The organism is Pseudomonas fluorescens, assembly GCF_001623525.1.
GTDB lineage: Bacteria > Pseudomonadota > Gammaproteobacteria > Pseudomonadales > Pseudomonadaceae > Aquipseudomonas > Aquipseudomonas fluorescens_Q.
Genome location: NZ_CP015225.1, coordinates 3,034,245 through 3,046,282, shown reverse-complemented (window position 1 = coordinate 3,046,282; position 12,038 = coordinate 3,034,245). Strand labels below are relative to the sequence as shown.

The window sequence follows — 12,038 nt, the reverse complement described above, 5'->3', positions numbered from 1 at the left end:
CCTCTACCTGATGCTACACCTTGTACACGTATGTCCATGACAGGGAAGCTGAACATGTCAGTCGTTACAGAAGTATCCCAAGATGGGAAGAAATTGACGATTTCGATCGAAGGTCGATTCGATTTCGGACGGCACCAGGAGTTTCGCGAGTCTTACGAGAGACTCAATAACAAGCCCGAGTCCATTGTGGTGGATTTGAAGAAAGCCACCTATCTCGACAGTTCCGCCTTGGGCATGCTCTTGCTGTTACGTGATCATGCCGGTGGCGACGAGTCGGACATCCGGGTCGTCAACAGCAGCAGCGACGTCAAGAAAATCCTTGCGATCTCCAATTTTGACAAGCTGTTCGACATCAGTTGATCGCCATGCAATCGTCGTCGGAGCCACTGACGGTCCTGATTGCCGAAGACAGTGCCGCTGATCGACTGCTGTTGTCGACCATCGTCCGCCGCCAGGGGCATCATGTGCTCACTGCGGCCGATGGCGCCGAAGCGGTCGACGTCTATCTGGAAAAGCGTCCGCACCTGGTGCTGATGGACGCAATGATGCCGGTAATGGACGGCTTCGAAGCCGCGCAGAAAATCAAGCAGTTGGCCGGGGACCAGTTGGTCCCGATCATTTTCCTCACCTCGTTGACCGAGAGCGAAGCCCTGGCCCGTTGCCTGGAGGCGGGCGGCGACGATTTCCTGGCCAAACCCTACAACCAAGTGATCCTGGCGGCCAAGATCAAGGCCATGGACCGTTTGCGTCGGTTGCAGGCCACGGTGGTGGAGCAGCGCGACCAGATTGCCCGGCACCATGACTACTTGCTCAACGAGCAACGGGTCGCCAAGGCCGTGTTCGACAAGATCGCCCACTCCGGCTGCCTGAGTGCGCCGAACATCCGTTACTTGCAATCGCCTTATGCCTTGTTCAACGGTGACCTGCTGTTGGCAGCGTTCAATCCGGCCGGCGACATGCACGTCCTGCTGGGGGATTTCACCGGCCACGGTTTGCCGGCGGCGGTCGGCGCGATGCCGCTGGCGGAAGTGTTCTACGGGATGACTGCCAAAGGCTATGGCCTGGCGCAGATCCTGCGAGAGATGAATGCCAAGCTCAAACGCATCCTGCCCGTGGACATGTTCTGTTGCGCGACGTTGTTATGCCTGAGCTTCCAGCGTTGCACGGTAGAGATCTGGAACGGCGGCATGCCCGATGGATACCTGCATGACAGCCTCAGCGGCGTGCGTACGCCATTGCCGGCGCGTCACCTGCCATTGGGCGTGCTCACCCCTCAATTATTCGATGACCGCACCGAAGTGCATACCATGTCGCTGGGTGACCGGGTGTTCCTGTTGTCCGATGGCGTGATCGATACCACTGACGAAGACGAGCAACTGTTTGGCGTTGAACGGCTGCAACAGGTGTTTGCCGCCAACCGTGAACCCGACCTGCTGTTTGAAGACATCCAGCAGGCCTTGCGAGATTTTCGCGGTGAGTCGCGGGATGACTTCAGCATGGTCGAGTTGCGACTGGTCGCCCCGACGCAACTCAATCCGCCGCCACCGGTCTATTCCGATAGCGGCCAGTCCAGCCCTCTGGATTGGTCGGTGAGCTTCGAATTCCGGGCGCAGACGCTCAAGCGCTTCAATCCGATGCCCTATTTGCTGCAGTTGTTACTTGAGGTCCATGGGCTCAGGGTGCAAAGTGGCGCCCTTTACAGCGTCATGTCGGAGCTGTATTCCAATGCCCTGGATCATGGGGTGCTGGGGCTCGACTCCAGCCTCAAGCGTGACGCAGTGGGTTTTGCCCGCTATTACAGAGAGCGCAACATGCGCCTGGATGAACTGAGCGACGGCTATGTGCGGGTGCACTTGCATGTCTCGCCAAGCGGTGACGGTGGTCGCCTGGCCATAGAGGTCGAGGACAGTGGCGAGGGTTTTGATGTCGCCAGGGTGCTGGCGCGTCCTGTGGACACTGATCGGTTGTCGGGGCGCGGCGTGAGCCTGGTACGCCAGTTGAGCCACCAAGCCAGTTGGTCAGACGATGGTCGTAGTGCCCGCGTGGAGTTTTTCTGGGAGGCTCCGGCATAATCGGCGCCATTCTTGATCAGGGAGTGAACAAGTGAACGAGATTCATCTGGACCGCGACGTCCTCAGCACGCTGAAGGAAGTCATGGAGGAGGGGTATCTGGAGTTGCTGGATACGTTTCTCAATGACTCGGAGGCTCGCTTGCGCGTGCTGCATGAGGCACGGGACGCTGAAAAACTGAGTGCCACGGCCCATAGCTTCAAGGGCAGCAGCAGCAACATGGGCGCTATCCGTCTGGCCGAGCTGTGTGGCGAACTGGAACAACGTGCCAAGCAGCCGTCATTGGGCGGTATCGAGAAACTGGTCAACGAAATCGACAGCGAATTTGCTTATGTTCGCAAGCTTTGCAGGGAAGAGCGCGAAGGCTTTCACTGCTGAGATTTGACGGTCGGGCAGACGTTGGCCCGTGCCTTGCATTGCCTAGTCTCGACTGTACCTATGATTCCAGTGCAGCGGAGACCTTTTTATGCCCGTTACCCCCAATACACTGCTTCAGGCCTCTGTCCAGGCCAAGCCCAAGGCCGCCGTCAATTCACCGGCAGCGGCCCCGGATCTCGGGGATAGAGCCTCCAGCTTCGCTCAAGTCTTCGCCAAGCAGGCGCCTGACAAGGCTGCGGCGGCCCCTGAGCCACCAGTGAAATCGGCGCGCGACAACGCTTCCAGTAACACCGTCAAAAAAGACACCGGCAACCAAACCCCTGCCACCTCGGAACCGACGGTTGCCGATAGCGGCAAACCCTTGCCCGCGGACAAATCGGTTAGCGCCGACGACAAGACTGCCAGTGACGACAAGGCTGATTCGGCTGAGACGCCAGTGGCGGAGGCTTCACCCGTCGATCCGAGCCTTGATCCAGGATTGCTACCCGACGTGACGGTGCCGGTGGCGACAATCGCGCCGGAACCTGCGCCTGTGGCCACGACCGAGACTCAGGTCACCACAGCCGTCGCGGCACCGCTTGCCCCGCCGGTTGCGCCAGTCCAGGCTGCGGTGGTCCCGGAGGCCGACCCAGCCTTTGACCCTGAAGCCGACCCGCTCGACGCATTGCCCGCCTTGCGGTTGGCGATGGAACAGGGCGGTCATGTTTCCGCCTCCAGCCAGGCGCAATCCAAGACTGCTGCCCCGGCGTCGCTCGACGGTGAGCCGACTTCGGCGCAGACCTTCGCCGCAGGCATGGCGAGCATGCTCACCGTGCAGGCCGACCAGAACAGTACCGAGTCCGGTAGCCAGGGCGGTGACAAGGCATTCGGCGGCTTGATCAGCGAGGGCCTCAAGGACCTGAGCGCCGCTTCCAGTGATACTCGCGTGGACGATTTCGCCAACCGCCTGGCCGCACTGACCCAGGCTGCTACGCCCAAGACCGCCAACGCGGTGCCGGTCAATCAACCTATCGCGATGAATCAGAGCGGTTGGACCGAAGAGGTGGTCAACCGGGTGATGTACCTGTCCAGCGTCAATCTCAAGGCGGCCGACATCCAGCTGCAACCCGCCGAACTCGGACGCCTGGATATCCGGGTGAACATGGTTCCGGACCAGCAGACCCAGGTCACGTTCATGAGTGCCCACTCCGGCGTTCGCGAAGCTCTCGAGGGTCAGATGCATCGCTTGCGGGACAGTTTCGCCCAGCAGGGCATGGGCCAGGTCGATGTCAGCGTGTCCGATCAATCCCGAGGCTCGCAGAACCAGGGGCAGCAGGCCCAGCAGCAAGCCCAGGCCGGGCGCACGACGTCGTCCGGTGGGCGAGTGGACTCGGCGGATGAACACCTGCCGGCCAGCGTTGCGGAAGTGGCGGCCAGTACCACCAGCGTCATTGGCTCCAGTGCGGTCGACTACTACGCCTGATGTCACAGCCCCCCCCTCAGTGGGAGCGAGCTTGCTCGCGATAGCGGCTTGTCAGTTACCTTGCAGGTAACTGATCCTTCGCTATCGCGAGCAAGCTCGCTCCCACATTGGTTTCAGGGCGATCAAAGATTGCATCCGGCCCGCCATCTTCTCTCTTGCCACTTCTGGCATAACACTTGCTCCAGCCTTGCCGTGCAACAGTGAAAACCCCGATTAGTGACGGATTATTGGCATGGCGAAGAGTGAAGCAGCAGCTGTAAAAGACCCTGCAACCAAAGGCAAACTCAAGCTGATCATCATGATCGTGGTGGGTTTGCTCCTGGCGATCGGTGTATCTGTGGGCGCGACCTGGTATTTCATGCACAGCGCTCAAAGCAAGCCGGCAGTGGCGGTCGAAGCTGCGCCAGTGGGCAAGCAGCCGGCGATTTTCGAACCGATGGCGCCAGCCTTCGTGGCCAACTACACCCAGAACGGTCGTCAACGCTACATGCAGGTGAGCATTACCCTGCTGGGTCGCAACCAGGCTGACCTGGAGGCGCTGCGGGTGCACATGCCCCTGATCCGCAATAATCTGGTGATGCTGTTTTCCGGACAGAATTTCGACACCCTGGCCACCCCGGTCGGCCAGGAAATGTTGCGTCAGAAAGCCACGGCCAGCGTGCAGGAAGTCGCTCAGAAAGAGCTTGGCAAAGTGGTGATCGAACAGTTGCTCTTCACTAACTTCGTATTGCAGTAGGAACACGACATGGCCGTGCAGGACCTGCTGTCCCAGGACGAAATCGATGCGCTGTTGCATGGTGTCGACGACGGTCTGGTACAGACCGAAAACGCTGCTGAACCGGGCAGCGTCAAAAGCTACGACCTGACCAGCCAGGATCGCATCGTGCGCGGACGCATGCCGACCCTGGAAATGATCAACGAACGTTTCGCCCGCTACACCCGCATCAGCATGTTCAACATGCTGCGCCGTTCGGCCGATGTGGCCGTCGGTGGCGTGCAGGTGATGAAGTTCGGTGAGTACGTGCACTCGCTGTACGTGCCCACCAGCCTCAACCTGGTGAAGATCAAGCCGTTGCGCGGCACCGCGTTGTTCATCCTTGACGCCAAGTTGGTGTTCAAGCTGGTGGACAACTTCTTCGGTGGTGACGGCCGTCACGCCAAGATCGAAGGTCGGGAATTCACCCCAACCGAGTTGCGGGTGGTGCGCATGGTGCTGGAGCAGGCCTTCGTCGACTTGAAGGAAGCCTGGCAGGCGATCATGGAAGTGAACTTCGAGTACATCAACTCGGAAGTGAACCCGGCCATGGCCAACATTGTCGGCCCGAGCGAGGCCATTGTGGTCTCGACCTTCCACATCGAACTCGATGGCGGTGGCGGCGATCTGCACGTGACCATGCCGTACTCGATGATCGAGCCGGTGCGTGAAATGCTCGACGCCGGTTTCCAGTCGGACCTCGACGATCAGGACGAGCGCTGGATCAATGCCTTGCGCCAGGACGTGCTGGATGTCGACGTGCCGATCGGTGCGACGGTCGCTCGCCGGCAACTGCGCCTGCGGGACATCCTGCACATGCAGCCGGGGGACATCATCCCCGTAGAGATGCCGGAAGACATGATCATGCGCGCCAATGGCGTGCCGGCCTTCAAGGTCAAGATGGGCTCTCACAAAGGCAACCTGGCGTTGCAGGTGATCGAGCCGATCGAACGCCGCTGAGCGGTGTCGAACGCCTTAAGTTTGTAACGGTTTTTTGCTTCTAACTGAATTTTTGCCCGCCGAGGAAACATGATGGCTGACGATATGAATACCCAGGATGACCAGGCGCTGGCCGACGAATGGGCCGCGGCCCTGGAAGAAACCGGCGATGCCGGGCAAGCCGACATCGACGCCTTGCTGGCCGCCGACACTGGCGCCCATGCGTCCAGTCGCCTGCAGATGGAAGAATTTGGCAGCGTGCCGAAGAGTCATGAGCCGGTGACGCTCGATGGTCCGAACCTGGATGTGATCCTCGATATCCCGGTGTCGATCTCCATGGAAGTGGGCAGCACCGACATCAACATCCGCAACCTGCTGCAGCTCAACCAGGGTTCGGTGATCGAACTGGACCGCCTGGCCGGCGAGCCGCTCGACGTACTGGTCAACGGCACCTTGATCGCCCATGGCGAAGTGGTGGTGGTCAATGAGAAGTTCGGCATTCGCCTGACGGACGTGATCAGCCCGAGCGAACGCATCAAGAAGTTGCGCTGAGTGAAAGGTTTCTTCGCTGCAGCCGCGATGCTGCCATTGAGTGTGCTGGCGGCCGAACCGGTTGCCACGGCCGCCGCTGCGCCGGTAGCAGGCAGTGGTATCGCCGGGCAATTGGCGCAGTTGGTGCTCGGCTTGCTGCTGGTTCTGGGCTTGATCTTCTTTCTCGCCTGGTTGTTGCGGCGTGTGCAGCAGGCGGGGCCGGCTGGCAAGGGGCAGGTCATCGACATCGTCGGTTCCCGCGCGCTCGGACCGCGCGACCGGCTGGTGCTGGTACAGGTCGGTAACGAGCAGATCCTGCTCGGCTTGAGCCCGGGTACCATCACCGCCTTGCACGTCCTCAAGGAGCCGGTGCAGGTGCCCTCCGCCGAGCAGGCCAGCCCCGAATTTGCCCAGCGCCTCATGGAACTGTTGGGTAAAGACCAGAAGGATAAAAAGTAATGCCATTGCGCATTCTGTTGGCATTGGCCTTGATGCTGGCCGCACCGTTGGCGTTCGCCGCCGATCCGCTGTCGATCCCGGCGATCACCCTCGGAACCAACGCCGAAGGGGCCCAGGAATACTCGGTCAGCCTGCAGATCCTGCTGATCATGACCGCGCTGAGCTTCATCCCGGCGTTCGTCATGCTGATGACCAGCTTCACCCGGATCATCATTGTCTTTTCGATCCTGCGCCAGGCCCTGGGCCTGCAACAGACCCCCTCGAACCAGATCCTCACCGGTATGGCGCTGTTTTTGACCATGTTCATCATGGCGCCGGTGTTCGACCGGGTGAACCAGGATGCGCTGCAACCTTACCTGGCAGAAAAAATCACCGCCCAGGATGCCGTGGCCAAGGCTGAAGTGCCGATCAAGGATTTCATGCTGGCCCAGACCCGCAGCAGCGACCTGGAGCTGTTCATGCGCCTGTCCAAGCGCACCGATATCCCCAGTGCCGACCAGGCGCCGCTGACCATCCTGGTGCCAGCGTTCGTGACCTCTGAACTCAAGACCGCGTTCCAGATCGGCTTCATGATTTTCATCCCGTTCCTGATCATTGACCTGGTGGTCGCCAGTATCCTGATGGCCATGGGCATGATGATGCTCTCTCCGCTGATCATTTCCCTGCCGTTCAAGATCATGCTGTTTGTGCTGGTGGATGGCTGGGCGCTGATCATCGGTACCCTGGCGGGCAGTTTCGGCGGTGTTTAGGCCTTTTGTGCGGGGAGGGCGATATGACGCCTGAAGTAGCGGTAGACCTGTTCCGTGAAGCACTCTGGCTGACGACCATAATGGTTGCCATCCTGGTGATCCCCAGTCTGCTGGTGGGGTTGCTGGTGGCAATGTTCCAGGCCGCGACCCAGATCAACGAACAGACCTTGAGCTTCCTGCCGCGCCTGCTGGTGATGCTGGTGACGCTGATCGTTGCTGGCCCCTGGCTGGTACAAACCTTCATGGAATACATCCTGCAGCTGTATGGCAGTATTCCGCAGTTGATCGGCTGACCCCATGTCGATGCTCGCGCTGACGGACACCCAGATCAGTACCTGGGTGGCGTCGTTCATCCTGCCGCTGTTTCGCGTCACCGCGGTGCTGATGAGCATGCCGGTCTTCGGTACGACCCTGGTGCCGACCCGCGTGCGGCTGTATTTCGCCTTGGCCATCACGGTGGTCATTGCGCCTGGGTTACCACCGATGCCGCCGGTCAATGCCTTGGATCTCAGCGGCCTGATGTTGATCGCCGAGCAGATCCTCATCGGCGCCTTGATGGGGTTTTCGCTGCAGCTGTTCTTCCAGGCCTTCGTGGTGGCCGGGCAAATCATCTCGATCCAGATGGGCATGGCCTTCGCGTCCATGATCGACCCTACCAACGGCGTCAACACGGCGGTGATCGGTCAGTTCCTGACGATGCTGGTGACTCTGTTGTTCCTCGCCATGAACGGGCATCTGGTGGTGTTCGAGGTGTTGACCGAGAGTTTCACCACGATGCCGGTGGGCAGTGCGTTGCTGGTCAATCATTTCTGGGAAATCGCCGGCAAGCTCGGCTGGGTCCTGGGTGCGGCGATGGTGCTGGTATTGCCGGCAATCACCGCGTTGCTGATCGTCAACATCGCGTTTGGCGTGATGACCCGCGCGGCGCCGCAGTTGAATATTTTCTCCATTGGTTTCCCGCTCACCCTTGTGCTGGGCATGGTGATTTTCTGGGTCAGCCTGGGGGATATCCTCAACCAGTATCAGCCGCTGGCCACCCAGGCCTTGCAGCTTTTACGCGACATGGCACAGGCGCGCTGAACCATGGCCGAGAGCGAGAGTGGTCAGGACAAGACAGAAGACCCCACGGAAAAACGCCTGCGCGAGTCCCGGGAAAAGGGTGAGATTGCCCGATCCAAGGAGCTCAACACGCTGGCGGTGATGCTGGCCGGGGCGGGTGGGTTGCTGATTTATGGTGGTGGGTTGGCTTTGGACTTGCTGGAAATCATGCGGCTGAATTTCTCCCTGCCCCGTGAAGTGCTGCTGAGTCCGGGAGCGATGGGGCAGTATCTGCTGCACTCGGGGAAAATTGCGATTCTGTCGGTACAGCCAGTCCTGCTCTTCTTGTTGTTGGCTGCCATCATCGGCCCTATTTCCCTCGGTGGCTGGCTGTTCGCCGGCAAGAGCTTGGCCCCTAAATTCAGTCGGATGAATCCGGCCGCCGGCATCAAACGTATGTTTTCTACTACGGCGCTGATGGAGCTGCTCAAGGCTTTTGGGAAATTCCTGCTGATTCTGTTTGTGGCGCTCACCGTCTTGCAGTCCGACATTGACGACCTGTTGCGCATCGCCCATGAGCCTCTGGAGCAGGCCATTATCCATAGTGTGCAGCTGGTGGGCTGGAGCACATTGTGGATGGCCTGCGGCCTGATCCTGATCGCCGCCATCGACGTGCCGATCCAGCTGTATCAGAGCAAGCAGAAGTTGATGATGACCAAGCAGGAGATACGCGACGAGCACAAGGACCAGGAGGGCAAGCCGGAGGTCAAGCAGCGGATCCGTCAGTTGCAGCGCGAGGTGTCCCAGCGGCGGATGATGGCGGCGATCCCCGACGCCGATGTGGTCATCACCAACCCGACTCACTACGCCGTTGCCCTCAAGTACGACCCCGAGAAAGGCAACGCTCCGGTGTTGCTGGCCAAGGGCAGTGACTTCCTGGCACTGAAAATCCGTGAAATCGCCGTGGCCAATGAAGTGATGTTGCTCGAATCCCCGGCCCTGGCGCGATCGATTTACTACTCCACCGAACTCGATCAGGAAATCCCTGGCGGCCTGTACCTGGCTGTGGCCCAAGTGCTGGCCTACGTCTACCAGATCCGCCAACACCGCGCCGGCAAGGGCAAACGCCCCGAGCCACTCAAGGATTTGCCGATTCCGCCGGATTTGCGACGGGATTCCTGAGTCTGGCTATTGCAGGCGTTGAACCAGGTGCAGAACTGTTTGGAGCGGGGGTACGGTGGCCCCTGTGGCGAGGGGATTTATCCCCGCTGGGCTGCGAAGCGGCCCCAAACCAGACCCACTCAATTCCCCAGGCATACCTGAATATCCCAGATTCAGGGGCCGCTTCGCAGCCCGTCGGGGATAAATCCCCTCACCACAGGTTCTGCGTTCGGCGGGGCATGATTTTTCCTGTAGCGCCCTCTGTTCCTACCTGCGGCCAAAGTTGGAAGGCTTCTTGCAATACCCCGTCTGCGCCCGTCCGGGGCGTCAAAAGTTTGCTTCACAGGAACGGGGAATATTGGTGGATCGCTCTCAGTTGTTCAGCACCGCGCGCAGCAATGTCGTAGACCTCAGCCGGGGTAATCTGGGCGTGCCGCTGTTGCTGCTGGTCATGCTCGCCATGATGATGCTGCCGGTGCCGCCGTTCCTGCTGGACGTGTTCTTCACGTTCAACATCGCTCTGTCGATCGTTGTGCTGCTGGTGTGTGTATACGCCCTGCGGCCGCTGGATTTCGCCGTATTCCCGACCATTCTGCTGGTGGCCACGCTGTTGCGCCTGGCGCTGAACGTGGCATCCACCCGGGTGGTCATGCTCCATGGTCAGGACGGGCACGCTGCCGCCGGCAAGGTGATCCAGGCCTTCGGTGAGGTGGTGATCGGCGGCAACTACGTGGTCGGTATCGTGGTCTTCGCCATCTTGATGATCATCAACTTCGTCGTGGTGACCAAGGGCGCCGGGCGGATTTCCGAGGTGAGTGCGCGTTTTACCCTCGATGCGATGCCCGGCAAGCAAATGGCGATCGACGCCGACCTCAACGCCGGCCTGATCGACCAGGGCCAGGCCAAGCTGCGTCGTCTGGAAGTGGCCCAGGAGGCCGAGTTCTACGGTTCCATGGACGGTGCCAGCAAATTCGTACGCGGTGACGCCATCGCCGGTTTGCTTATTCTGTTCATCAACCTGATCGGCGGCATGGCCGTCGGTATCTTCCAGCACAACATGACGTTTGGCGACGCCGGCAAGGTCTACGCCTTGTTGACTATCGGTGACGGTTTGGTGGCGCAATTGCCATCACTGTTGTTATCCACAGCGGCCGCGATCATGGTGACCCGTGCTTCGGGCTCCGAAGACATGGGCAAGCAGATCGGCCGGCAGATGTTCGCCTCGCCCAAGGCCCTGGCCGTTGCCGCCGGTCTGATGGCGGTGATGGGCCTGGTGCCAGGCATGCCGCACATTTCCTTCTTGACCATGGCCGCCGCCGCAGCGGGTGGTGCCTACCTGTTCTGGAAAAAGCAGAACGCGCAGAAAGTCCAGGCCCTGCAAGAGGTCAAGCGTCAGCAGGAACTGCTGCCGTCGCCGGCCCGCGCCATGGAAACCAAGGAACTGGGCTGGGATGACGTGACGCCAATCGACATGATCGGCCTGGAAGTCGGTTATCGCCTGATTCCATTGGTCGACCGCAATCAGGGTGGTCAGTTGCTGGCGCGGATCAAGGGGGTGCGCAAGAAGCTCTCCCAAGACCTGGGCTTCCTGATGCCCACCGTGCATATCCGCGACAACCTCGATCTGGCGCCGAGTGCCTATCGCCTGACGCTGATGGGGGTGATCCTGGCCGAAGCCGAGATCTACCCCGACCGCGAGTTGGCGATCAACCCAGGGCAGGTCTACGGCAGCCTCAACGGCATCACCGCCAAGGATCCGGCTTTCGGCCTGGAAGCGGTGTGGATCGAAATCAGCCAACGGGCCCAGGCGCAGTCCCTCGGCTATACCGTGGTGGACGCCAGTACGGTGGTGGCCACCCATTTGAACCAGATCCTGTACAAGCACTCCAGCGAGCTGATCGGCCACGAAGAAGTCCAGCAACTCCTGCAAGTACTGGCCAAAGGCTCGCCGAAGCTGGCCGAAGAGCTGGTGCCGGGTGTGGTTTCGTTGTCGCAGTTGCTCAAGGTGCTGCAGGCGCTGTTGGCCGAACAAGTGCCCGTGCGCGACATACGCAGTATTGCCGAGGCTATCGCCAACAACGCTTCCAAGAGTCAAGATACCGCCGCCCTGGTGGCTGCGGTTCGGGTCGGCGTGTCCCGCGCAATCGTCCAAAGCATTGTAGGCACTGAGTCTGAGCTGCCTGTGATCACCTTGGAGCCAAGGTTGGAACAGATATTGCTCAATAGTCTGCAGAAGGCAGGACAAGGCTCGGAAGAGGGTGTTCTGCTGGAGCCAAGCATGGCCGAGAAGCTGCAGCGTTCGCTGATCGAAGCAGCCCAGCGGCAAGAGATGCAAGGCCAACCGGTGATCCTGCTGGTGGCCGGTCCGATTCGCGCGATGCTCTCGCGATTCGGGCGCCTCGCGGTCCCGGGGCTGCATGTGCTGGCGTACCAGGAAATACCGGACAACAAGCAAGTGACCATCGTTGCGACAGTAGGGCCCAACGGCTGAGGTAGT

The 12,038-nt window shown here is 60.3% G+C and carries 13 protein-coding genes; all 13 read left to right on the top strand.

Going from position 1 to position 12,038, the window contains the following annotated elements; all coding sequences use genetic code 11:
• Positions 1–54 precede the first annotated feature (54 nt).
• Complete coding sequence (locus tag TK06_RS13025; protein WP_053182985.1) at positions 55–360, top strand: STAS domain-containing protein; 306 nt, start codon at positions 55–57, stop codon at positions 358–360.
• Positions 361–365: 5 nt separating this feature from the next.
• The gene (locus TK06_RS13020; RefSeq protein WP_063322401.1) at positions 366–2,072 is read left to right on the top strand and encodes an ATP-binding SpoIIE family protein phosphatase; all 1,707 of its coding nucleotides are present in this window, start codon (positions 366–368) and stop codon (positions 2,070–2,072) included.
• A gap of 31 nt (positions 2,073–2,103) precedes the next feature.
• Positions 2,104–2,448, top strand: a complete 345-nt coding sequence (locus TK06_RS13015) for an Hpt domain-containing protein (RefSeq protein ID WP_063322400.1) — start codon at positions 2,104–2,106, stop codon at positions 2,446–2,448.
• Positions 2,449–2,536: 88 nt separating this feature from the next.
• A complete protein-coding gene (locus TK06_RS13010) occupies positions 2,537–3,910 on the top strand; it encodes a flagellar hook-length control protein FliK (protein WP_063322399.1) in 1,374 nt (457 codons plus the stop codon).
• 232 nt (positions 3,911–4,142) lie between these two features.
• A complete protein-coding gene (fliL, locus tag TK06_RS13005; RefSeq protein WP_013692537.1) occupies positions 4,143–4,646 on the top strand; it encodes a flagellar basal body-associated protein FliL in 504 nt (167 codons plus the stop codon).
• 9 nt (positions 4,647–4,655) lie between these two features.
• On the top strand, positions 4,656–5,624 hold the full coding sequence (gene fliM / locus TK06_RS13000; RefSeq protein WP_003184019.1) for a flagellar motor switch protein FliM: 969 nt from the start codon (positions 4,656–4,658) through the stop codon (positions 5,622–5,624).
• Positions 5,625–5,696: 72 nt separating this feature from the next.
• Entirely contained in the window at positions 5,697–6,155 is a 459-nt protein-coding gene (gene fliN / locus TK06_RS12995; RefSeq protein WP_003199107.1) for a flagellar motor switch protein FliN, read from the top strand.
• A 27-nt stretch (positions 6,156–6,182) separates the two neighbouring features.
• Positions 6,183–6,593 (top strand): flagellar biosynthetic protein FliO, encoded by a 411-nt coding sequence (gene fliO / locus TK06_RS12990; RefSeq protein WP_063325145.1) that lies wholly within the window; start codon positions 6,183–6,185, stop codon positions 6,591–6,593.
• On the top strand, positions 6,593–7,342 hold the full coding sequence (gene fliP, locus TK06_RS12985; protein WP_003199111.1) for a flagellar type III secretion system pore protein FliP: 750 nt from the start codon (positions 6,593–6,595) through the stop codon (positions 7,340–7,342). The genes fliO and fliP overlap by 1 nt, the downstream gene beginning before the upstream one ends.
• 23 nt (positions 7,343–7,365) lie before the next feature.
• Complete coding sequence (gene fliQ, locus TK06_RS12980; protein WP_014337170.1) at positions 7,366–7,635, top strand: flagellar biosynthesis protein FliQ; 270 nt, start codon at positions 7,366–7,368, stop codon at positions 7,633–7,635.
• Between the two features lie 4 nt (positions 7,636–7,639).
• A complete protein-coding gene (gene fliR, locus TK06_RS12975) occupies positions 7,640–8,422 on the top strand; it encodes a flagellar biosynthetic protein FliR (protein WP_063322398.1) in 783 nt (260 codons plus the stop codon).
• Positions 8,423–8,425: 3 nt separating this feature from the next.
• Complete coding sequence (gene flhB, locus TK06_RS12970) at positions 8,426–9,562, top strand: flagellar biosynthesis protein FlhB (RefSeq protein ID WP_063322397.1); 1,137 nt, start codon at positions 8,426–8,428, stop codon at positions 9,560–9,562.
• Positions 9,563–9,902: 340 nt separating this feature from the next.
• Positions 9,903–12,032, top strand: coding sequence for a flagellar biosynthesis protein FlhA (gene flhA, locus TK06_RS12965; protein ID WP_063325144.1), 2,130 nt, complete (start codon positions 9,903–9,905; stop codon positions 12,030–12,032).
• The last annotated feature ends 6 nt before the right edge of the window (positions 12,033–12,038 follow it).